The 21153-nt window shown below is 73.3% G+C and carries 20 protein-coding genes; 11 read left to right on the plus strand and 9 right to left on the minus strand.

What is annotated here, in order from left to right; translation table 11 throughout:
• Nucleotides 1-553: 553 nt before the first annotated feature.
• From A4R25_RS22380 to A4R25_RS22405, 7 genes are all read left to right on the plus strand, one after another.
• A complete protein-coding gene (locus A4R25_RS22380) occupies nt 554-1003 on the plus strand; it encodes a hypothetical protein (RefSeq protein ID WP_231915604.1) in 450 nt (149 codons plus the stop codon).
• Between the two features lie 613 nt (nt 1004-1616).
• Nucleotides 1617-2795 carry a pyruvate dehydrogenase (acetyl-transferring) E1 component subunit alpha gene (gene pdhA, locus A4R25_RS22385; protein WP_030500531.1) on the plus strand — a complete coding sequence of 393 codons (1179 nt, stop codon included), beginning with the start codon at nt 1617-1619 and terminating at the stop codon, nt 2793-2795.
• Nucleotides 2795-3784, plus strand: a complete 990-nt coding sequence (locus tag A4R25_RS22390) for an alpha-ketoacid dehydrogenase subunit beta (RefSeq protein WP_030269708.1) — start codon at nt 2795-2797, stop codon at nt 3782-3784. Before pdhA ends, A4R25_RS22390 begins: the two co-directional genes overlap by 1 nt.
• Nucleotides 3785-3789: 5 nt before the next feature.
• Complete coding sequence (locus A4R25_RS22395) at nt 3790-5247, plus strand: dihydrolipoamide acetyltransferase family protein (RefSeq protein ID WP_043330772.1); 1458 nt, start codon at nt 3790-3792, stop codon at nt 5245-5247.
• Nucleotides 5248-5471: 224 nt separating this feature from the next.
• Nucleotides 5472-5609 (plus strand): hypothetical protein, encoded by a 138-nt coding sequence (locus A4R25_RS31555; RefSeq protein WP_013283356.1) that lies wholly within the window; start codon nt 5472-5474, stop codon nt 5607-5609.
• A 347-nt stretch (nt 5610-5956) separates the two neighbouring features.
• A complete protein-coding gene (locus A4R25_RS22400; protein WP_064447967.1) occupies nt 5957-8734 on the plus strand; it encodes a hypothetical protein in 2778 nt (925 codons plus the stop codon).
• Nucleotides 8735-8852: 118 nt separating this feature from the next.
• On the plus strand, nt 8853-10685 hold the full coding sequence (locus A4R25_RS22405) for an NHL domain-containing thioredoxin family protein (RefSeq protein WP_064447968.1): 1833 nt from the start codon (nt 8853-8855) through the stop codon (nt 10683-10685).
• Nucleotides 10686-10745: 60 nt separating this feature from the next.
• Here A4R25_RS22405 and A4R25_RS22410 read toward each other — a convergent pair whose 3' ends face one another.
• Genes A4R25_RS22410 through A4R25_RS22420 form a run of 3 tightly spaced genes read right to left on the minus strand, consistent with a single transcriptional unit; the run spans nt 10746 to nt 12953 of the window.
• A complete protein-coding gene (locus A4R25_RS22410) occupies nt 10746-11495 on the minus strand; it encodes a LamB/YcsF family protein (protein ID WP_043327589.1) in 750 nt (249 codons plus the stop codon).
• A complete protein-coding gene (locus tag A4R25_RS22415) occupies nt 11479-12342 on the minus strand; it encodes a biotin-dependent carboxyltransferase family protein (protein ID WP_064447969.1) in 864 nt (287 codons plus the stop codon). Before A4R25_RS22415 ends, A4R25_RS22410 begins: the two co-directional genes overlap by 17 nt.
• Nucleotides 12339-12953, minus strand: coding sequence for an allophanate hydrolase subunit 1 (locus tag A4R25_RS22420; protein ID WP_064447970.1), 615 nt, complete (start codon nt 12951-12953; stop codon nt 12339-12341). Before A4R25_RS22420 ends, A4R25_RS22415 begins: the two co-directional genes overlap by 4 nt.
• A gap of 75 nt (nt 12954-13028) precedes the next feature.
• Here A4R25_RS22420 and A4R25_RS22425 point away from each other — a divergent pair, with 75 nt between their 5' ends.
• The gene (locus A4R25_RS22425; RefSeq protein WP_030500524.1) at nt 13029-13706 is read left to right on the plus strand and encodes a hemolysin III family protein; all 678 of its coding nucleotides are present in this window, start codon (nt 13029-13031) and stop codon (nt 13704-13706) included.
• Nucleotides 13707-13791: 85 nt separating this feature from the next.
• Here A4R25_RS22425 and A4R25_RS22430 read toward each other — a convergent pair whose 3' ends face one another.
• On the minus strand, nt 13792-14082 hold the full coding sequence (locus A4R25_RS22430) for a DUF6458 family protein (protein WP_030500523.1): 291 nt from the start codon (nt 14080-14082) through the stop codon (nt 13792-13794).
• A 117-nt stretch (nt 14083-14199) separates the two neighbouring features.
• On the opposite strand from A4R25_RS22430, the gene A4R25_RS22435 reads away from it, so the two are divergent.
• Complete coding sequence (locus tag A4R25_RS22435; protein ID WP_043327592.1) at nt 14200-14736, plus strand: histidine phosphatase family protein; 537 nt, start codon at nt 14200-14202, stop codon at nt 14734-14736.
• Nucleotides 14737-14739: 3 nt separating this feature from the next.
• Here the strand turns inward: A4R25_RS22435 and A4R25_RS22440 are convergent, their stop codons facing one another.
• A complete protein-coding gene (locus A4R25_RS22440) occupies nt 14740-15150 on the minus strand; it encodes a helix-turn-helix domain-containing protein (RefSeq protein ID WP_043327593.1) in 411 nt (136 codons plus the stop codon).
• Between the two features lie 128 nt (nt 15151-15278).
• Here A4R25_RS22440 and A4R25_RS22445 point away from each other — a divergent pair, with 128 nt between their 5' ends.
• Nucleotides 15279-16145, plus strand: coding sequence for an aldo/keto reductase family oxidoreductase (locus A4R25_RS22445; RefSeq protein ID WP_064447971.1), 867 nt, complete (start codon nt 15279-15281; stop codon nt 16143-16145).
• Nucleotides 16146-16154: 9 nt separating this feature from the next.
• Here the strand turns inward: A4R25_RS22445 and A4R25_RS22450 are convergent, their stop codons facing one another.
• The 4 genes from A4R25_RS22450 to A4R25_RS22465 form a co-directional block, all read right to left on the minus strand.
• Nucleotides 16155-16424 carry a DUF6458 family protein gene (locus tag A4R25_RS22450; protein WP_013283345.1) on the minus strand — a complete coding sequence of 90 codons (270 nt, stop codon included), beginning with the start codon at nt 16422-16424 and terminating at the stop codon, nt 16155-16157.
• A gap of 185 nt (nt 16425-16609) precedes the next feature.
• Nucleotides 16610-18466 (minus strand): acyl-CoA dehydrogenase, encoded by a 1857-nt coding sequence (locus tag A4R25_RS22455; protein ID WP_043327595.1) that lies wholly within the window; start codon nt 18464-18466, stop codon nt 16610-16612.
• A gap of 116 nt (nt 18467-18582) precedes the next feature.
• Nucleotides 18583-19710 (minus strand): PP2C family protein-serine/threonine phosphatase, encoded by a 1128-nt coding sequence (locus tag A4R25_RS22460; RefSeq protein WP_043327596.1) that lies wholly within the window; start codon nt 19708-19710, stop codon nt 18583-18585.
• Between the two features lie 68 nt (nt 19711-19778).
• Nucleotides 19779-20411, minus strand: coding sequence for a septal ring lytic transglycosylase RlpA family protein (locus tag A4R25_RS22465; protein WP_064447972.1), 633 nt, complete (start codon nt 20409-20411; stop codon nt 19779-19781).
• A gap of 160 nt (nt 20412-20571) precedes the next feature.
• Between A4R25_RS22465 and A4R25_RS22470 the strand changes: the two genes are divergently transcribed.
• Complete coding sequence (locus A4R25_RS22470) at nt 20572-21120, plus strand: phosphoribosyltransferase family protein (protein ID WP_197494953.1); 549 nt, start codon at nt 20572-20574, stop codon at nt 21118-21120.
• Nucleotides 21121-21153 lie beyond the last annotated feature (33 nt).

Genomic DNA, 21153 nt, shown 5'->3' on the forward strand with positions numbered 1-21153 from the left:
GCGCCGGCCCTCGGTTGCCCCGCCCCTCGTTGATCGACACCACCCCGGCGAGGTGGCTGCATCGAGCCGGCCGGGACCACACCAGCACGGCGTAACGGTGTCGATCATGCGGCCCTGGGTCCCCGCGCGAGGGGCCTCCCCGAACCTCCTTGATCGACACCAGCACGGCGAAGTGGTGTCGATCATGCGCCTGCCGATGCCCTGACCAGCCGGACCTCGTTGATCGACACCACCTCGGCGAGGTGGCTGCATCAGACCGGCCGGGACCACACCACTACGCCGAAGTGGTGTCGATCATGAGGCGCGGGACACCGATGGGCGGACCAGGCCGGAAGGAGCGGACGCGGCGGACGACCCGGCAGGACCCGACGGCCCAGCAGAACCGGACGGATCGGCAGGACCCGACGGCTCGGCGGGACCGGACGGCTCGGCGGAACCCGACGGCCCAGCGGAACCGGTCGGCTCGGCAGGACCCGACGGATCAGCGGGACCGGACGTACCCGATGGGCCGGACGGGTCGGACGAACCTGCCGAGGGCGTCGGCTCGACGGACGTGGCGGACGGCTCGGGGCTGGGGCTCGGCTCGGGCGTCGGCGTACCCGGGTCGGACGGCGGGTGCGACGGCGACGGTGAGGGCACCGGCGAGGGGTGCGGCGGGCGGACCGGGGTGGGCCGGACCGGCGTGGACGGTGGCGGCGGCGCGGCCACCGGGCGGGACCGGTGGCGGGCGGCGAGGTCGCTGTCGTCGGGCAGGCTCGGCGCGGCCGGGAGGACGGGCCGCGCCGGGGGTACGGAGGTGACGTCGGGGGTGGGCGTGGACGGCACTGCGGGCTGGGTCGCCTGGGGCGGCGGGATCACCACCGGCCCGATCGAGGGTGTCGGCAGGAACGGGGTGCTGGTGTCGGGGAGCGCGCTGTTGCCCACCGTCGCCGATCCGGTGCTGATGGCGGCGAGGATCGGCATCGACGCGGTGCCGGCGAGCAGCGCCACTGTGAGCAGGTAGCCCCGGCTGGGGGCGCCGGCGCCGGGGGCGCGGTGCGCGCCGACGACCCGGCGGTACGGGGAGGCGGGCAGCGCGCGGTGCCGGCCGAGGAAGGGTGAGCCGGGGGGACCCTCTGGTTCGGACACCGGCACACTCCTCACGCGCGAACGGGGACGGGAGAGCACGCGCGGATATTCGGACAAATGCCGCGCAACAGCTCACCGCAAGCTTGACCCAGTGACGCTCAGTTCACCAGTCGCAACCGCGTGTCGACACACATTTTGTACGTCAGCCGATCCCGCCACTGGGGACAAAGACGGCTATCCGTCATGAAGACGATGGAACCTCACCCACCAAGGAGGCCATACTGTGGGCCCGCTCACCTCCTCTGCAATCATTCAGACACGACGGCAACGCAGCCGCCACCTCCGCGTACCCCGCGGCTGGTGCGGAACGGCGCCGGCGCTCCCGGGCCTGGGTCTGTCCCCGACCGACTCCGGCTCACGCCGCGCGGCAACCCCTACCGGGGTCAGGCGCGGTCGCCAGGGACCGACCCGGCATCAGCCGGGCGGGCGCACGAGGTGCTCGGCTCGGGTAACCCCCGGCGCCGGCGCAGACAGACAGGGAGAGACGGATGGCAAAGGGCGACCCCGGGGCCGCCACCCGCAGCAAGCGGGCCGCACCCCGCACCAGGCGCGCCGCCGCGGCCGGTGAACCGGAACTCGTACAGCTGCTCACGCCGGAAGGTGAGCGGATCGAGACCGCGCTCGGCCCGGACGGGACCGAGTACCGCGTCGACTTCACCGACGAGGAGTACCGCGGGCTCTACCGCGACCTCGTGCTGGTCCGCAAGCTGGACGCCGAGGCCACCGCGCTGCAGCGCCAGGGCGAGCTGGGACTGTGGGCCAGCCTGCTGGGCCAGGAGGCGGCGCAGGTCGGCTCCGGCCGGGCGCTGCGTACGCAGGACATGGCGTTCCCGACCTACCGCGAGCACGGCGTGCTCTACTGCCGCGGCATCGACCCGATCATGCCGCTGGGCCTGTTCCGCGGCGTCGACCAGGGCGGCTGGGACCCGAACGAGTTCAAGTTCAACATGTACACGATCGTGATCGGGGCGCAGACCCTGCACGCGACCGGGTACGCCATGGGTGTCGCCATGGACGGCAAGACCGGCGGCGAGGACGGCGAGGCGGTCATCGCCTACTTCGGTGACGGCGCCACCAGCCAGGGCGACGTCAACGAGTCGTTCGTCTGGGCCAGCGTCTTCAACGCCCCGCTGGTGTTCTTCTGCCAGAACAACCAGTACGCCATTTCCGAGCCGCTGGAGCGGCAGACCCGCGTGCCGCTGTACCGGCGGGCCGGCGGGTTCGGCTTCCCCGGCGTCCGGGTGGACGGCAACGACGTGCTCGCGTCGTACGCGGTGACCCGGCACGCGCTGGACAACGCGCGCAACGGCCAGGGCCCGAGCCTGATCGAGGCGTACACCTACCGGATGGGCGCGCACACCACCTCCGACGACCCGACCCGCTACCGCATCGCCAGCGAGGTCGAGGCGTGGCAGGCGAAGGACCCGATCGCCCGGATGAAGGCGTTCCTGACCAAGCAGAAGATCGCCGACGAGTCGTTCTTCACCGAGGTCGACGAGCAGGCCCGCACCGAGTCGGTGCACCTGCGCGAGCGTGTGCTCGCCATGCCCGACCCGCAGCCGGTGAGCATGTTCGACCACGTCTACCCCAACGGCTCTCCCGAGCTGGACGAGCAGCGGGCCCGGTTCACGCAGTACATGGAGTCCTTCGAGGGGAGCGCGCACTGATGGCCACGGAGACGCTCACCCTCGGCAAGGCACTGAACACCGGCCTGCGGCGGGCCCTGGAGAACGACCCGAAGGTCGTCATCATGGGCGAGGACGTCGGCAAGCTCGGCGGCGTGTTCCGGATCACCGACGGCCTCCAGAAGGACTTCGGCGACCAGCGCGTCATCGACACCCCGCTGGCCGAGTCCGGCATCATCGGCACCGCTGTCGGCCTGGCCATCCGCGGTTTCCGTCCGGTCTGCGAGATCCAGTTCGACGGCTTCGTCTACCCCGCGTACGACCAGATCGTGTCGCAGGTGGCGAAGATGCACTACCGCTCGCAGGGCAAGGTGCGGATCCCGATGGTCATCCGCATCCCGTTCGGCGGCGGCATCGGCGCGGTCGAGCACCACTCCGAGTCGCCCGAGGCGTACTTCGCGCACACCGCCGGTCTCAAGGTGGTGAGCTGCGCGAACCCGCAGGACGCGTACGTGATGATCCAGCAGGCGATCGCGTCGGACGACCCGATCGTGTTCCTGGAGCCGAAGCGGCGCTACTGGGAGAAGGGTCCGGTGGACCTGGACGCGCCGATCGCCGACGCGTACCCCCTGCACTCGGCCCGGGTCGCGCGGCCCGGCACGGACGCGACGGTCCTGGCGTACGGCCCGATGGTGCGCACCGCGCTCGACGCGGCCACCGCCGCCGCCGAGGACGGCCGCGAGCTGGAGGTCATCGACCTGCGCACGATCTCGCCGCTGGACCTGACCGCGGCGTACGAGTCGGTGCGGCGCACCGGCCGCTGCGTGGTGGTGCACGAGGCCCCGGGCAACCTGGGTCTCGGGTCGGAGATCGCGGCCCGGATCACCGAGGAGTGCTTCTACTCCCTGGAGTCCCCGGTGCTGCGGGTGACCGGCTTCGACACCCCCTACCCGGCCGCCCGGGTGGAGGAGGAGTACCTGCCCGACCTGGACCGGGTGCTCGACGCCGTCGACCGCACGTTCGGCTGGTGAGCGGCATGTCCCGGATCAAGGAGTTCAACCTTCCCGACCTGGGCGAGGGCCTGACCGAGGGCGAGATCCTCGCCTGGCTGGTCAAGGTCGGCGACGACATCGAGCTGAACCAGCCGATCGTCGAGGTGGAGACCGCGAAGGCGGCGGTCGAGATCCCGGCGAAGTGGGCCGGCCGGGTGCAGGCGATCTTCCACCCGGAGGGGTCCACTGTCGAGGTCGGCGTGCCGATCATCGCGATCGACACCGACCCGGGCGCCGGGCCGATCGAGGAGTCGACGACCGCGACCCCCGCGTCGGACCTGCCCGCTCCGTCTGCCGCGTCGCTCGCCGCGGTCCAGGTCGCGCCCGCCGAGGGCATGGTCGAGCCGGGCCTGATCGGTGGTGTGGCCCCGGGTGGGCGTACCGCCGTGCTGGTCGGCTACGGCCCGCGCAACGCCCCGGCCAAGCGCCGCCCGCGCAAGGGTGACGCGCCGGCACCGGCTCAGGCCGCCGCCCCGGTGGCGCCCGCGCCGGTCGCGCCCGCCCCGCCCGCTCCCGCCCCGGCGGTCAACGGCAACGGCCGGGTCTCCGGTCCGGTGCTGGCCAAGCCGCCGGTCCGCAAGCTGGCGAAGGACCTCGGCATCGACCTGGCCACGCTGACCGGCTCGGGTCCGCTCGGCTCGATCACCCGTGAGGACGTACAGCGGGCGGCGACCGCGACCCCGGCGGCGGCCGAGCCGCTGACGGTCACGACGCCGGCCGCGTCGGCCGCGAGCTTCGGCGCGGACCGCGAGCAGCGCATCCCGGTCAAGGGGGTACGCAAGCTCACCGCGGAGAACATGGCCCGCTCGGCGTTCACCGCCCCGCACGTGACGGAGTTCCTGACCGTCGACGTGACCCGGGCGATGAAGGCGCTGGACCGGCTGCGCGACCGGCGGGAGTGGCGCGACGTGCGGGTCTCGCCGCTGCTGCTGGTCGCCAAGGCGGTGCTGCTGGCGGTCAAGCGGCACCCGATGGTCAACTCGACCTGGGCCGGCGACGAGATCGTGGTGAAGGAGTACGTCAACCTCGGCATCGCGGCGGCCACCGAGCGCGGCCTGATCGTGCCGAACATCAAGGACGCCGGGCGGCTCTCGCTGCGCGAGCTGGCGGACGCGATGACGGACCTGGTGCAGACCGCGAAGTCGGGGAGGACGTCCCCGGCGGACATGTCCGGCGGCACGTTCACCATCACCAACGTCGGCGTCTTCGGCGTCGACACCGGTACGCCGATCCTGCCCCCGGGCGAGTCGGCGATCCTCGCCTTCGGCGCGGTACGGGAGCAGCCGTGGGTGCACAAGGGCAAGGTGAAGCCGCGCCTGGTGACCACGCTCGGCCTCTCCTTCGACCACCGCATCATCGACGGTGAGCTGGGCTCGAAGTTCCTCCGCGACATCGGGGACTTCCTGGCCGACCCGGAGGCGGCGCTGCTCGCCTGGACCTGACGCACCACCGCTCCGGTCACGGCCGGTGTGCCACGGGTGAACGCCCGGCACACCGGCCGTAACCGTTTCGGGAACGGAATCATAGGATCTGAGGGCAGGCTGACCTACGATCCTTAGGTACGTGGTTCAGCTCACCTAATAATCGATGGCGATGGGCGGCCTGGTGCGCTTAAATAGAGACATCAAGGGGCTGACAACCGAATAGCCAGGAGGAGAGACCCAAGATGAGCATGATCGAGCGAATCCGCACCCGCCGCGACGCCAACCGCCGCGCCCGCGCCATCGAGCACGCGCTGCGTTCCGCGAACTCGCCCGCGGTCCGCGAGGAGCTTCTCGCCATCGCCCAGCGTCACATGAGCTGACGCCACAGACCTTTCTCACCTCCTCCAGTCCGAAGACCCGCCCGACACCGGGCGGGTCTTCGGCGTATCGGCATCGGTCGGCACCGGGATTCCACCTCGCCGCACCGCCCGGTACGGTTGGCACGGTCGCCAACCGGTGGTTCCGGGCCGACGCGGGCAAGTGAAACCCATCGACGTCGTCCGGTGACTTTCGGTGACGGCCGATGCTCCCCCGGGCGGCTCCGGGCAACCACCGGATACGGTGCGGGGAGCCCGCACGGCCGGTACCCGCCGGCGACGCCGGCAGCCATGCCGACGGTTCCCCGGACCGGCATCGGCGGCCGACCTGTGATGGAGGAGGCGCACCCATGACGTCCGAGGCTCCGCACCGCCCCGGCCAGGAGCCGGGCGAGGTGTCGCCGGGCACCGGCGGACCGGTGCCGTACGGCGATCAGCCGGCGCAGCAGGACAACGGGTACAACGGAGCGCCCGACCTCGGCTGGGCGCCGCCCCCGCCGGCCGGTCGGCCCGCGCAGCCGGCCCCGGCCTGGGCCGCTAACGACGAACAGCCCCCCGCCTGGGCCCCGCCCGCGGGCCAGCCGGTGACCGGCCGGGCCACCGCCCAGGTCCCACCGCCCGCCGACCGTGGGCAGCAGCCCGCCTGGGGCGGCACCGACCAGGGCGCCCCCGCCTGGGCCGGTCCCGCCCAGGGCAGTCCCGTGTGGGGCGCTCAGGAGCAGCCCGGCCCGGACCGCGCCGCCGACCCGGCGCCGCCCGCGTGGGCCGCCACGCCGCCGGGCAGCCCGGTCGAGCCGACGGCGCCGGCCTGGGCCGCCGAGCAGAACCGCCAGGGGTGGGGCTCCGGTGAGCAGCCGGCCCGGTCGCCGTCCGGCGACCCGGCCGCCCGCAGCACCGGTTACGTCCCCGCCCCGGCCACCGTGCCGAACGAGACCTGGGTCACGCCCGCCCCGCCGGACGACCCGCACCGCTCCGGCGGCTTCGCGCCCACCGGCGGGCAGCACGACGACGCCCCGGGACACGCCGGTGGCTGGTCCCCCGCCGCGCCGCCGGAGGATCCGAACCGCTCCGGCGGCTGGAACCCGCGCGACGAGCAGCCCGCCGCGGCCGACGACCCCGGCCGCTCCGGCGGCTGGACGCCGCGTGAGAGCCAGCCGGCCTGGGCACCTCCGGGTCAGCAGACCGGCGCCACCTGGCCGCCGGCCGACCCGCCCGCCCGTGCCGCCGCCGCGGTCTCCGTGCCCGGCGTCACCCGGCCGGACAACGCGTGGTCCACTCCGGAGCAGTCCGATCAGGACAACCGCTCCGCCGCTTCCGAGGACGACTCCCACCGCTCGGGCGGCTGGCGTCCGACCGGTGGACAGCACGACGGCGGATGGCCCGCCCCGCAGGCCGAGAACCGGCCGGGTGGCTGGGACGAGCCCGCCCGCCCCGACGACCCGGACCGCTCCGGCGGCTGGGCCGCGGGCCGCGCCGTCGGCCCCGCCGAGGCGGCACAGCCGGGCGGCTGGGGTGAGCCGGACCAGGGCCGGCAGCCCGGTGGCTGGGGCGCCCCCGCCGCACCGCAGCAGCGTGACTCCGAGGAGCAGGCCGGCGCCTGGAGCGGCGCCGCGTCCGTGCCGCAGCAGCAGGAGAGCGGCCGGTCGGCCGAGGAGCCGGCACAGCCCAGTTGGGGTGCCGCCGCACCGGTCGATACTCCGGCGGCCCGCGCGAGCGTCTCCGTACCGGCGCCCGACGCCGGCTGGGGCGGCAACCAGAACGACCGCCCGGCCGTACCGGCCGCCGAGCCGTGGTCGCCCGCCGAGGCGTGGGGCCGCTCCGAGGACTCCGCCCCGGCGTACCAGCCCGCTCCCGCGCCGGGCATCTCGCCCGGCAACGCGGTGCCGCTGCCGGCGCAGCAGCAGCGCGTGCCCGGAGCCGCGCTCGCCGCGTCGCCGCCCGCCGACCAGCCGCCCGCGCCGGCCGAACCCCAGGGGTACGAGCCGGAGCGCGGTGACGGCGCGTGGGGCGAGTCGCAGTCGGCCTCCGTGCCCGGCCCGCGTACCTCTCCGGAGGGCGGCCCGGTCTCGGCCAGCGCGTCGGTCCCGGTGACCAGCCGGGTCACCCCGCCGTCCGACCAGCCCCTGCCGACCGGCACCCCGGCGCCGCAGCCCCGGGTGTACGGCCGGCCCGCCCGCCCGGAGCCCGAGGACACGCCCGAGCAGGACGGTCACGGCTTCCCCGAGCAGGACGGGCCCTCCGGATTCGGCCCGGACAACGGCTTCCCCGGCCCGCAGTCCCGGACCGACGACGCCGACGGGCCGCACGGGTACGCCGCCGTACCGCCGTCCTCGCCGGCCGCGCCGCCGCCGTTCCCGGCCGGTGTGCCGTCCTTCATGGACCCGCCCGCCAACACCCGCCCCGCCAACGGGGTGCACCCCGGCGGCGAACAGCCCGGCGCGGTCCGGGACCCGTTCGACGGCCCGCAGAGCCCCTACGGCACCCCGGGCGGCAGCCAGGACCCGTTCGGCCCGCCCGGCGGCCATCAGGACCCGTTCGGTGGCCCCCAGGACGGCCGCCAGGATGCGTTCGGCAGCCCGGCCGGCCGGCCCGAGCCGTTCGGCGGCCAGCCGGACCAGTTCGGCCCGCCGGCCGGTGGGCGCGCCTCCGTCGCGGTGCCCGGCCAGGGCCGGCCGGGCGAGACGAGCCCCTTCCCGGCACAGCAGGCCCCGCCGGCCTGGTCGCAGGACGCGCCGTCCGGTGAGCCGGAGCAGGGCCGGTTCGACGCGTTCAAGCCGGACGCCGCCGAGCCGCAGACCGAGGCGCCCCCGCCGAAGGTACGCAACGGACGGGTGCTCGCCGCCGTACTGATCGCGGCGGTGCTCATCCTCGCCGTACCGCTCGGTCTGCTCACGCTGCTCGGCAAGGTCGGCGACGACAAACCGGCGGGCTTCGACCCGGCGGTCGGTTCCTGCGTCAAGCAGTCCGGCGAGACCGCCGTTCCCGCCGACTGCGGTGAGCAGGGCGCGTTCAGCGTGGTGTCGAAGGTGGACAACAAGGACAAGTGCGCCGATCTGACGCAGCCCACCGTCTCCGTCGAGAACGGCGGGACCACCCGGGTACTCTGCCTGAAGCCGGCCGGCCAGTAACCACACGTACGCGGAGCGTCCACCCCTCACCGGGCGGGCGCTCCGCGCCGTTCCGGTGTGCCTCTGTTCACCCCGGGTTCGCCGCGAGCGCACCCGGCCGGTGCGGCACGATGGGGGCATGAGCGCGCGCGTACGGGCACCGGAACTGCGGGGTCGGGCCTGGCTGAACACCGGCGGCAAGGCCGTCACGCTGGCCGACCTGCGCGGCAAGATCGTCTTGTTGGACTTTTGGACCTTCTGCTGCATCAACTGCCTGCACGTGCTGGACGAACTGCGCCCGCTCGAAGAGAAGTACGGCGACGTCCTGGTCGTGATCGGGGTGCACTCGCCGAAGTTCGAGCACGAGAAGGACCCGGCGGCGCTGGCGGCGGCCGTCGAGCGGTACGGCGTGCACCACCCGGTGCTCGACGACGCCGACATGGACATGTGGCAGCAGTACGCGGCCAAGGCATGGCCGACTCTGGCCGTGGTCGACCCCGAGGGGTACGTGGTCGCCACCATGGCCGGCGAGGGGCACGCCGAAGGGCTGGCGCGGCTGATCGACGAGTTGATCGCCACCCATGAGGCGAAGGGCACGCTGCACCGGGGCGAGGGCCCGTACGTGCCGCCGGCCGAGCCGGACACCGTGCTGCGGTTCCCCGGCAAGGCGCTGCCGCTCGACGGCGGGAACCTGCTGGTCAGCGACTCGGCCCGGCACTCACTGGTCGAGCTGGCCGCCGACGGCGAGACGGTGGTGCGCCGCATCGGCGCCGGTTCCCGGGGCCGTACGGACGGCCCGGCCTCCGCCGCCACGTTCGCCGAGCCGCAGGGGCTCTGCCTGCTGCCGCCGCACGTGGCCGAGGTGGCCGGTTACGACGTGGTCGTCGCGGACACCGTCAACCACCTGCTGCGCGGCGTACGGCTGTCGTCCGGCGAGGTGGTCACGATCGCGGGCACCGGGCGGCAGTGGCGCTCGACCGTCGACGACCACGCGCACGACGCCCGCGCCGTCGACCTGTCGTCCCCGTGGGACGTGGCCTGGTACGGCGATCGGGTGATCGTCGCCATGGCCGGCATCCACCAGCTCTGGTGGTTCGACCCGATCAAGCGGACCGCCGGCATGTACGCCGGGACCACAGTCGAGGCGCTGCGCGACGGCCCGCTGCCGGACGTGTGGATGGCCCAGCCGTCCGGGTTGTCCGTCTCCGTCGACGGGACACGGCTCTGGGTGGCCGACAGCGAGACCAGCGCGATCCGGTGGGTCTCCGGCGGCGAGATGCACACCGCAGTCGGTCAGGGCCTGTTCGACTTCGGGCACGTCGACGGCCCGGCCGACCAGGCGTTGCTCCAGCACCCGCTGGGCGTGTGCGCGCTGCCCGACGGTTCGGTGCTGATCGCCGACACGTACAACGGGGCAGTGCGCCGCTTCGACCCGGAGACGGGCCAGGTGGGCACCGTGGCGGACGGGCTGGCCGAGCCGAGCGACCTGGTGCTGACCGGCGAGGGCGACGTGCTCGTGGTCGAGTCGGCCGCGCACCGCCTGACCCGGCTGGCGCCGGGCGCGCTGACGTCGGCCGGGGCGAACACGGTGGACGGCCCCCGGCACCGGCTGGAGCGCAAGCCGACCGACGTGGCGGCCGGGGAGCTGACCCTGGACGTGATCTTCACGCCGGCGCCGGGGCAGAAGCTCGACGAGACGTACGGGCCGTCGACCCGGCTGGTGGTCTCGGCGTCCCCGCCGGAGCTGCTGGTCGAGGGCGCGGGCACGACCACCGACCTGTCCCGCAAGCTGGTGGTCAGCGGCGACGTGGCGCAGGGGGTGCTGCAGGTGACCGCCCAGGCGGCGACCTGCGACGCCGATGTGGAGCACGCGGCCTGTCACCTGACGCGGCAGGACTGGGGCGTGCCGGTCCGGGTGGTCACCGGCGGCGCGACCCGCGTGCCGCTGGTCCTGCGTGGCATGGACGCCTGACAGCGCGTGTTAAGAAGGGGCCCTTCCTCTACCGGAGGCGTTAAGAAGGGGCCCTTCCTTTCACGCGAACGGAGTGAGCGTGACCCCCGCGTCGATGAGCGCGGCGCGGACCAGCTCCGCGCACCGCACCGCGCCGGGCGTGTCCCCGTGCAGGCAGATCGACTCGACCGGGCAGGCGATCACCGTCCCGTCGACGGCGACGAGCGTCTGCTCGACAGCCATCCGTACCGCCCGGACGGCCACCTGCTCCGGGTCGGTCACCAGCGCGTCGGGGGAGCTGCGCGGCACCAGCGTGCCGTTCGGGAGGTAGTTGCGGTCGGCGAACCCCTCGGCCACCACCCGCAGGCCGGCGCCGGTGGCGAGCTGCGCGAGCACGCTGCCGGGCTGGCAGAGCACCGGTAGCTCGTGGTCGTACCCGCTGATCGCGGCCACCAGCGCGGCGGCCTGGGCCTCGTCGCGGGCCGCCGCGTGGTAGAGCGCGCCGTGCGGTTTGAGGTAGCGGACCCGGGTGCGGTACAGCCGGCAGAAGGCGTCGAGCGCGCCGAGCTGGTAGATCGTCTCGTCGCGCAGCTCGGCGAAGTCGTACGCGATGTGCCGCCGGCCGAAGCCGGCGAGGTCCCGGTAGCCGACCTGCGCGCCGACCGCTACGCCGCGTTCGGCGGCGGCGGCGCAGACCTGGTGCATGGTGGCCGCGTCGCCGGCGTGGAAGCCGCAGGCGACGTTCGCGGAGCTGATCAGGTCGAGCAGCGCGTGGTCGTCGCCGAGCCGCCAGCTTCCGAATCCCTCGCCGAGGTCAGCGTTGAGGTCCATGGAACGTCACCGTAGTGCCTGGCCGGGCCTGGGCGAGCGCTGTCACGTCGTCCACCACTCCGACGACCGGGTAGCCGCCGGTGGTGGGGTGGTCGGCCAGGAAGACCAGCGGCTGGCCGTCCGGCGGGACCTGCACCGCGCCGAGCACCAGGCCCTCGCTGGGCAGTTCGCCGGCGACCGCGCGGGGCAGCGCCGCGCCGGCCAGCCGCGCGCCGACCCGGTTGCTGTCCGGGCTCACCGTGTACGCGGTGCCGCACAGCAGGTCCAGCGCCTGCGGGTTGAACCAGTCCTGCCGGGGGCCGGGGCGTACGGTCAGCCGCAGTTCGTCCGGGACCGGCCGGGTGACGGCGAGGTCGACCGGAGCGGATGGACCGTCCGCGGTACCGAGTGGCAGCCGGTCCCCGTCGCGCAGCGGCGGCGGCCCGAGCCCGGAGAGCGTGTCGGTGGATCGGCTGCCGAGCACCGGTTCGACGGTGATTCCGCCGCTGACCGCCAGCCAGGTGCGTACGCCGGCCCGGGCCGGTCCGACGCGCAGCACCGCGCCCGCCGGTAGTGCGAGCGGCAGTCCCACGTCGCCCGGCCGGGTGTCCCCGGCCGGCCACTCGACGGCCACGTCGGCCGGGGCACCGGTGAGCGCGAGCGCGACGGCCCGGGTGAAGCGCAGCACGCAGCCGGTCATGGTGATCTCCAGCCCGGCGGCGTGCTCGTGGTTGCCGACGAGGCGGTTGGCCAGGCGCAGGGCGGCCGGGTCGAGCGCGCCGGAGCGGGGTACGCCGAGGTGCGCCCACCCCGGTCGGCCCTGGTCCTGCACGGTGGTGAGCGCCCCGGCCCGCAGTACCTCGATCACGGCGTGTCGACCAGCCGGACCCGGGTGCCGGGGGTGAGCCGGGCCGGCGGGTCGGCGTGCACGTCGAACAGCGGCAGGTCGGTCCGGCCGACCAGCAGCCAGCCGCCGGGTGACGCGGCGGGGTAGATGCCCGCGTACGGGCCGGCGAGCGCGACCGAGCCGGCCGGCACCCGGGTACGCGGTGTGGCGAGCCGGGGCACTGCCAGCTCGGGCGGCAGCCCGGTCAGGTACGCGAACCCGGGCGCGAATCCGCAGAACGCGACCCGGAACTCGGTACGCCGCAGCCGGTCGATCACGGCGGGCACGTCGGTGTCCCAGTGGGCGGCGACGCGCGGCAGGTCCTCGCCGTCGTACACGACTGGCACCCGGACCTCGGCGGTGGTCGCGCCGGGGCCGCCGGTCCGGGGCCGCCAACCGGCGATCCGGTCGGCGGCGGCGGACGGGTCCGGTACGCCGTCGAGCAGTACGGTGACCGCGCCCGGGACGATCTCGGTGGCGGTCAGCTCGCCGTTCGCGCGCCGGTGCCACAGTTCGGCCCGCCATGCCTCGACCTGCTCGGGGTCGTCGCAGTCGAGCAGCAGGGCGTGGGTCCCGACCGGCCGGATCCGCATCCGGTCATCCTCCCGTCGGCTGACGTGACGGTCCACACTACTTGCAAGTAACCTACGCTGTCGTAACCTGTTGATGTGACCACATCCGCACCGTTCCGGCTCCGGCCGGCCGACATCGGGAAGCCGCGCATGCGCGGCTGGCTGCACGCATACGCGTTCTTCGCCGCTCTCGTCTGCGGCATCGTGCTCTGTTCGATCGCCGCCGGCCGTCCCGGCTGGGCGCCGCTGGTGAGCTGCCTGATCTACAGCTTCACCGTGTGCGGGCTGTTCGGCACCAGCGCGCTCTACCACCGGCGGGTCTGGTCCGAACGCGGCTACCAGATCATGCGCCGGATGGACCACTCGATGATCTTCGTGTTCATCGCCGGCACCTACACGCCGTTCTGCGCGCTGCTGCTGGACACCCGGCAGGCCACGATCATGCTGAGCCTGGTCTGGGGCGGCGCGATCGCGGGCGTGGCGGTGAAGCTGATCTGGCCGCACGCGCCGCGCTGGGTCTCCGCCCCGCTCTATCTCGCGCTCGGCTGGGTAGCGGTGGCCATGCTGCCGCAGATCCTGCACTCCGGCGGCGTCACCGCGCTGGTCCTGCTGGCGGTGGGCGGCGCGATCTACAGCGTGGGCGCGGTGTTCTACGCGCTGCGCCGCCCGAACCCGTGGCCCACGGTCTTCGGACACCACGAGTTCTTCCACGCCTGCACGCTCGTCGCGGCGATCTGCCACCACATCGCGATCTACTTCGCCCTGTTCGCCTGAGCCGAGTCGCGCCGCGCCGGACCGGCCCCGGACACGCGCGAGGGCCCCGCGCCGTTGCGGGGCCCTCGGGTTCGGGGGTACGGGATCAGGCCGGGTAACCCGAGCCCGGACCACGCACCTCGCGGTACTCCTCGCGTACGACGCGGTCCTCCCGCACCGGTGCGACCGGCTCGGCGACGACCCGCTCACGCACCGGCGCGGCCACGACCCGGCGGCGGCTGTTCCAGAAGTACAGCGTGGTGAGCAGGCCGGCGACGCCGGCGAGCATGAGCACCCAGCCCACCACGTTGAGGTTCAGCCATCCCAGATTGGCGTCGACGGCGAACGCGAAGATCGCGCCGAGCGCGATGAGAAAGATGCTGGCACCGATGCCCATGACGTCGCCTCCTTGGCGTCCTGCTGGCGTTTCCTGCCCGCCGCGGCCATGGATGAGGTAGCGGCACACATCGACATACCCAGGCGCTTTGATCGTCAATCAGGCAAGCTGGGCGGTATGACGGACGGCAGGAACGGGCAGCGGACGCTGGTGCTGCTGCGGCACGCCAAGGCCGAGCCGTCCGGGGACCTCCCGGACGTGGAGCGGTCACTCACCGCGCGGGGGCACGCCGACGCGGCCACCGCCGGGGCCTGGCTGGCCCGGCACGGGCTGCTCCCCGACGTGGTGCTCTGCTCGCCCGCCCGGCGTACCCGGCAGACCTGGCACGACGCGGCGATGGGCATGAGCGGTTCGCCGACGGAGAGCGGTCCGGCGGGCTCGGCGCCCGCGGTGCGGTACGAGGCGAGCGCGTACGACGCGCTTCCGGATCAGCTGCTGGAGCTGCTGTGGACCGTCGAGCCGACCGCCGGCACCGTGCTGCTGGTCGCCCACAATCCGGGGATCTCACTGCTGTCGGCGCTGCTCGACCCGCAGCGGGCCGACCCGGACGGGCTGCGGACCAGCGACCTTGTGGTGCACCGGCCGACGACCCGCTGGGCCGACCTCGGGCCGGGAACCGCGCCGATCACCGGCCGCCACACCGCCCGCGCCTGATGCTCAGCCGACGCGGGTGTCGTACGCCGCCCGGTTGGCGAGCACGTCGTCCATGTGCGCCTCCGCCCAGGACTTCAGGCCGCGGATCATCTCGTGCAGGGAGAACCCGAGGTCGGTCATCTCGTAGGTGACCGTCACCGGCACTGTCGGCTCGACGGTGCGGGTGATCAGACCGTCGCGCTCCAGGGCGCGCAGCGTCTGGGTGAGCATCTTCTGGCTGACCCCGGGCAGCGTGCGGAACAGCTCGGAGTATCGCCTCGGTCGTGGGTCGCCCGCGCAGTCCGCCCCGAACCGGTGCGAGCCGTCGCTGCGCAGCGCGGCCAGCACGAGTGCGACCCACTTGTCGGTGATCCGGTCGAGCAGTTGCCGGCTGGGGCACCCGGCCAGGAACGCGTCGTACTCGGCCTTGCTCATCTTCTGCTCCTGCCGCCCGGTGAGCTACGCACTTTCAGGTGCCTACTTCCCACGAGAAAGTAACACCCCGATAGTGGAGGACGGCCGCCGCGACCCGGCGGCGTCGCGTAACGACGAGAGGTACACGCATGACCCCCACCACCCTTCCCGGCGGCACCTGGACGCTGGGCGACCTGACCGTGACCCGGTTCGGCTACGGCGCGATGCAGCTCGCCGGCCAGTGGGTCATGGGACCACCGGCGGACCACGACGGCGCCCTCGCGGTGCTGCGCGAGGCGGTCGCGCTCGGCATCACCCACATCGACACCAGCGCGGCGTACGGGCCGTACGTCACCAACCGGCTGATCCGGGAGGCGCTGCACCCGTACCCGGAGTCGCTGCACGTCGTCACCAAGGTCGGCGCGGACCGGGACGAGCAGGGCGGCTGGCCCACCGCGCGCGACCCGCGCAGCCTGCGCCGGCAGGTCCGGGAGAACCTGGAGACGCTCGGCCTGGAGAGGCTCGACCTGGTCAACCTGCGGCTCGGCGACGCCACGGGCCCGCAGCCCGGCTCACTCGCCGAGCCGCTGGAGACGCTCGTCGCGCTCCAGCGGGAGGGCCTGATCCGCCACCTCGGCCTGAGCAACGTGACGCCGGAACAGGTCACCGAGGCACAGGCCATCACGCCCATCGTCTGTGTGCAGAACCACTACAACCTGGCGCACCGCGCAGACGACGACCTGATCGACGAGCTGGCCCGGCAGGGCGTCGCCTACGTGCCGTACTTCCCGCTCGGCGGCTTCACCCCGCTGCAGTCCTCGGCGCTGTCGGCAGTGGCCGCGCGCCTCGGGGCGACACCGATGGGCGTCGCCCTGGCCTGGCTGCTGCGCCGTTCCCCGAACATCCTGCTGATCCCCGGCACCAAGTCCGTCGCGCACCTGCGCGAGAACGTCGCCGGCGCCGGGCTGGCCCTCTCCGGCGAGGATCTCGCCGAGCTGGACCGGATCGGCCGCTGAGACGCGGCGTCAGGACGGCGGCGCCGTCGGCGGCGGCGGGTCGGGCGGCGGCGGCATCATCGCGGTCGGATGCGAGAGCCGGTTCTCCTCCACGATGAGCGTGCGGGCCCGCTTGCGGCGGTCCTGCCAGAACCACAGCGTGGTCAGCAGGACGCCCAGCCCGGCCAGGATGAAGACCCAGCCGACCGCGCGCAGGTCGATCCACCAGACGTTGGCCCGGATGGCGAAGGTCATGATCGCGCCGAGCGCGATGAGAAAGATGGCGCTACCAATGCCCATGTGCGCTGCACTCCCCCGTGCGATGGCCTTGGGCGTACTCCGGTCGTGGTCCGCGACGGTTACCCGCCACCGGGCCGCCTATCCGCCCGGGGCGCACGCATGACGACGGCCGGCGGGCTGGGGCCCGCCGGCCGTCGTCATGAGGGGGAGAGTGACGCTTCAGGGGTGAAAGCCCCCGGAAGGGCTCAGAAAGCCTCCTCCGGGAGGTCCATGATCTCCAGGTCGGTGCCCTCGATGATCCGCCGGTCCGCGCCGATGCGGGGCAGCACCTCGCGGGCGAAGAACCGGGCGGCGGCGACCTTGCCGGTGTAGAAGGACTTGTCGGCCGCGGAGACCTCGCCGGCCAGCGCCTTCAGCGCCACGTCCGCCTGCTTCTGCAGCAGCCAGCCGACCACCAGGTCGCCGATCGCGAGCAGGAACCGGCGGCTGCTCAGGCCGACCTTGTAGAGGGCGCGGGTGTCGCCACCCTGGGCCTCGCCCAGCCAGCCGGTCATCACGCCGAGGATGTTCTGGATCTCGGCGAGCGCCTTGCCGAGCGCCTGCCGCTCCTCCTTGAGCTGGCCGTTGCCGGCCTCGGAGGTGATGTGCTCCTGGATCTCGGCGGCGACAGCCATCAGGGCCTTGCCGTTGTCCCGGACGATCTTACGGAAGATCAGGTCCAGGCTCTGGATCGCCGTGGTGCCCTCGTACAGGGTGTCGATCTTGGCGTCCCGGACGTACTGCTCCAGCGGGTAGTCCTGGAGGAAGCCGGAGCCGCCGAAGGTCTGCAGCGCCTCGTGGCCGAGCAGCTCGTACGCCCGCTCCGAACCGACGCCCTTGACCAGCGGCAGGAGCAGGTCGTTGACGCGCTTGGCCAGCTTGGTGGCCTTCTCGTCACCGGCCGCCTCGGCGATCGTGACCTTGTCCTGCCAGGTCGCGGTGTAGCAGACGAGCGCGCGCAGGCCCTCGGCGTACGACTTCTGCAGCAGCAGCGAGCGGCGCACGTCCGGGTGGTTGGTGATGGTCACCCGCGGCGCGGTCTTGTCGGCCATCTGGGTGAGGTCGGCGCCCTGCACCCGGTTCTTGGCGTACTCCAGCGCGTTCAGGTAGCCGGTGGAGAGCGTAGCGATCGCCTTGGTGCCGACCAGCATCCGGGCGTACTCGATGATCATGAACATCTGGCGGATGCCGTCGTGCTTCTCACCCAGCAGCCAGCCCTTGGCCGGTACGCCGTGCTCGCCGAAGGTCACCTCGCAGGTGTTCGAGACCTTCAGGCCCATCTTGTGCTCGACGTTGGTGGCGTAGACGCCGTTGCGCTCGCCCAGCTCGCCGGTCTCGGCGTCGAAGTGGTACTTCGGCACGACGAACAGCGACAGGCCCTTGGTGCCCGGGCCACCGACGCCCTCGACGCCGACCGGGCGGGCCAGCACGTAGTGGACGATGTTGTCGCTCAGGTCGTGCTCACCGGAGGTGATGAAGCGCTTCACGCCCTCGATGTGCCACGAGCCGTCCGGCTGCTGGATCGCGCGGGTACGGCCGGCGCCCACGTCCGAGCCGGCGTCCGGCTCGGTGAGGACCATGGTCGAGCCCCACTGCTTGTCGATGAACAGCCGGGCCCACTTCTTCTGCTCCTCGGTGCCCTCGACGTGCAGCACGTGGGCGAAGGACGGGCCGGAGGCGTACATCCAGATCGGGGCGTTGGCGCCGAGCACCAGTTCGGCGAGCGACCACCAGAGGGCACGCGGGGCGTTGGTGCCGCCCAGGGACTCCGGCAGGTCGAGGCGCCAGAACTCGGAGTCCATGAACGCCTTGTACGACTTCTTGAACGACTCCGGCAGCGGCGCGGTGAACGTCGCCGGGTCGAAGACCGGCGGGTTGCGGTCGCTGTCCGTGTAGCTGGCAGCCAGGTCCTCGCGGGCGAGGCGGTCGACCTCGCCGAGGAAGCTGCGGGCGGTGTCGACGTCCAGGTCCGTGAACGGGGCCTGGCCGAGCGTCCGGTCCGCCCCGAATACCTCGAACAGGTTGAACTCGAGGTCCCGCACGTTGCTCTTGTAGTGGGTCATGCTCGCTGGCCCCGCTTCCGGACAGGTGTTACCGATCAGTAACTCCAGACTGTATTACTCACCGGTAGGCAACGACAAGCGGATCTCGGAAGTGACAGCGATTACACACTTCCCGTTCATCCGTCGGCGGCGCCGACCTCCCAGCTCGGCACCGGCGTCGCGGTGGCGCTGTACGGGCCGGCGTACTCCATCAGGACCAGCGCGATGTCGTCGTCGAGCCGGCCGTGCACCCACTCGACCAGGGCGGTCTCCAGCGAGGCCAGCCCGTCGGCGACGGTGCCGTGGCCGAGCAGCCGCCAGGCCCGGTCGGCGGTGGGGAAGAACTCGCCGTCCCGGCGCGCCTCGCCCAGCCCGTCGGTGAACAGCAGCAGCCGGTCGCCCGGCTCCAGCCGCTCCACGCGCGGCCGGACCACCGGCATGAAGCCGAGCGGCGGCGCGGGCGCGGGCGGCTCCAGCGGGATCACCGCGCCCCGGCGCAGCAGCAACGGCGGCGGGTGCCCGCAGTTGACAATCGTGAGGGTGCCGCCGCGCTCCTCGACCAGCGCCGCGGTGACGAAGTCCTCGTCGCCGACGTTGCGGGCCACCGCGCGGTCCAGGTCGGTCACCACCGCGCGCAGGTCGGCCCGCTCGTACGCGACGTGCCGGTAGGAACCGAGCACGATGCTGGCCAGGCGGACCGCGTCCAGCCCCTTGCCCCGGACGTCACCGATGATCATGCGGACGCCGTACGGGGTGTCCATCGCCTCGTACAGGTCGCCGCCGATCTCGGCGGTAGCGGTCGAGGAGATGTACCGGGCGGCCACCGCGAGCGTGCCGACCTGCGGTCCGAGCGGGCGCAGCACCGCCTGCTGGGCCACCGAGGCGAGCCGGGACAGCTCCGCGATGCGGTCCACCTGCCGCTGGCGTACCGCCGCCGTGGCCGCGGCGACGACAGTCCCCACCGCGATGGCTGTCACGTTCACGGCGGTCACCAGCGTGGTGCCCCGCTCGGCGAGGGCGAAGGCGACACCGACGGCGGTGGCCAGCCCGCCCATCGCGAGCACCACCCGCCAGGAGGCCAGCGCCGCCGCCAGGAACGGCGCGATGACCATCAGCGCGAGGTAGTGCGCCGGACGGCCGTCGGCCAGTTCCGCCGCGGCGACGATCGCGAGCAGCCCGAGGGCCGCGCCGAGGCCGGCGCGGGATCCGGGGCTCAGCGGGCGACGGCCCGGCTGGAAGGGTTGCGTGCGTACATCGGACAGCATGCCTGATGGACGTGAACGGGAGAATGAACCTGGCCCGTCGGCCGTGGAAGTTCTGGCCGAGTGGACGGTCAGCCGAGGACCTCGTACCGGACCTGGATGTGCCCGAGACCGGTGGCGGCGATGGACGCGAACGCGGCGCGGGACAGGTCCAGGCACCGGCCCTCGATGAACGGGCCCCGGTCGTTGATCCGCACCACCACCGACTTGCCGTTGTCCGGGTTGGTGACCCGGACCTTCGTGTTGAACGGCAGCGTCTTGTGCGCGGCGGTCAGCGCGTTCGGGTTGAACGACTCGCCGTTCGCGGTCATCTGACCCTCGGCGTAGAAGGACGCGCCGCAGGAGCCGCTGTCCACGACCTTCGGGCTGCTGGTCTTCTTCGCCGTCGGCGACGGGGAGGCGGTCCGGGCCTTGCTCCGGGAGGCCGCCTGGGTCCGGCTCGACTTCGGGCTCGCGGTGGCCGTCGGCGACGGGCTGAGGCTCGCGCTCGGCGAGGCCGACGCGCTCGGCGAGGGGGCCGCCGAGGTGGGGGCGGGCGTGCTGGGCAGCGTCGCGACCGCGACCGGCTCGGCGGGCGGCTCGGCGGAGGTGAGCCGCACGGCGCCGACGGTACCGCCGACCGCGAGCGCCATGCCGACCGCCGCGGTCGCGGCGATGGCGGCGGGCGAGGAGAACTTGCGGGTACGAAGGTGCCTAGCAGCCACCGGCCCGGTCCTTTCGTCAACTGAACAAACCGGCCCGGACCGTAACGAGAGAAGCACTTCCGAAGTCAACGTGATCATGGTGCTATGCCCGTATTTACCCCGGTACGTGTAGCCGATCACGCCACGCTCGATCGGCCGAACGGCCCACCGATCCGCGAGGATGGAAACCGTGCTGAACCGTCGCCTGGTCGAGCTGTTCCGGTGGATCGACCCCGGCCCCGGCAGCACCCACCTGGTCAGCGACACCTCCGGCTGGTGGCGTGACCCCGAGGTGCTCGCCCAGGTCGGCCCGGCGCTGGCCGGGCTCTTTCCGGACGCCCGCCCGACCGTCGTGATCGCGCCCGAGGTGACCGGGCTGCTGCTCGGCCCGCTCGTCGCGGTCGCCGCCGGAGCCGGTTTCCTGCCCGCGTACAAGGACGGCGGCGAGCGGCGCCGGGCCGGGCCGACGCGCTGGGCCGACACACCCCCCGACTACCGGGGGCGGCGGCTGCGGGTCGGCGTGGACAGCAGGCGGCTCGGCACCGGCGACCGGGTGCTGCTCGTCGACGACTGGGTCGACACCGGCGCGCAACTCGACGCACTGTGCCGGGTCGTCCGGGACGCCGGGGCCGACCTGGTCGGCGCTGCCGCGCTCGTCGCGACCTGCCCGCCCGAGGTCGCCGCGCGGCTCAGGCTGCGCGCCCTGATCACCGGCGCCGACCTGCCGTGAGCCGCCGGCGGTGGCGGAGCGTGCCGTAGCGTC

Origin of the sequence: Micromonospora sp. NBRC 110037, assembly GCF_001652995.1 — a bacterium.
In the GTDB taxonomy this organism is placed as follows: domain Bacteria; phylum Actinomycetota; class Actinomycetes; order Mycobacteriales; family Micromonosporaceae; genus Micromonospora; species Micromonospora chalcea.

Bases quoted from the DNA above. Each gene is read 5' to 3' on its own strand.
- A4R25_RS22395 (WP_043330772.1), top strand. From the start codon at position 3,790: ATGTCCCGGATCAAGGAGTTCAACCTTCCCGACCTGGGCGAGGGCCTG.
- A4R25_RS22440 (WP_043327593.1), bottom strand. From the start codon at position 15,150: ATGAGCAAGGCCGAGTACGACGCGTTCCTGGCCGGGTGCCCCAGCCGG.
- A4R25_RS22435 (WP_043327592.1), top strand. From the start codon at position 14,200: ATGACGGACGGCAGGAACGGGCAGCGGACGCTGGTGCTGCTGCGGCAC.
- A4R25_RS22400 (WP_064447967.1), top strand. From the start codon at position 5,957: ATGACGTCCGAGGCTCCGCACCGCCCCGGCCAGGAGCCGGGCGAGGTG.
- A4R25_RS22410 (WP_043327589.1), bottom strand. From the start codon at position 11,495: ATGGACCTCAACGCTGACCTCGGCGAGGGATTCGGAAGCTGGCGGCTC.
- A4R25_RS22420 (WP_064447970.1), bottom strand. From the start codon at position 12,953: ATGCGGATCCGGCCGGTCGGGACCCACGCCCTGCTGCTCGACTGCGAC.
- A4R25_RS31555 (WP_013283356.1), top strand. From the start codon at position 5,472: ATGAGCATGATCGAGCGAATCCGCACCCGCCGCGACGCCAACCGCCGC.
- pdhA (WP_030500531.1), top strand. From the start codon at position 1,617: ATGGCAAAGGGCGACCCCGGGGCCGCCACCCGCAGCAAGCGGGCCGCA.
- A4R25_RS22390 (WP_030269708.1), top strand. From the start codon at position 2,795: ATGGCCACGGAGACGCTCACCCTCGGCAAGGCACTGAACACCGGCCTG.
- A4R25_RS22460 (WP_043327596.1), bottom strand. From the start codon at position 19,710: ATGCTGTCCGATGTACGCACGCAACCCTTCCAGCCGGGCCGTCGCCCG.
- A4R25_RS22450 (WP_013283345.1), bottom strand. From the start codon at position 16,424: ATGGGCATTGGTAGCGCCATCTTTCTCATCGCGCTCGGCGCGATCATG.
- A4R25_RS22455 (WP_043327595.1), bottom strand. From the start codon at position 18,466: ATGACCCACTACAAGAGCAACGTGCGGGACCTCGAGTTCAACCTGTTC.
- A4R25_RS22445 (WP_064447971.1), top strand. From the start codon at position 15,279: ATGACCCCCACCACCCTTCCCGGCGGCACCTGGACGCTGGGCGACCTG.
- A4R25_RS22470 (WP_197494953.1), top strand. From the start codon at position 20,572: ATGGAAACCGTGCTGAACCGTCGCCTGGTCGAGCTGTTCCGGTGGATC.
- A4R25_RS22430 (WP_030500523.1), bottom strand. From the start codon at position 14,082: ATGGGCATCGGTGCCAGCATCTTTCTCATCGCGCTCGGCGCGATCTTC.
- A4R25_RS22405 (WP_064447968.1), top strand. From the start codon at position 8,853: ATGAGCGCGCGCGTACGGGCACCGGAACTGCGGGGTCGGGCCTGGCTG.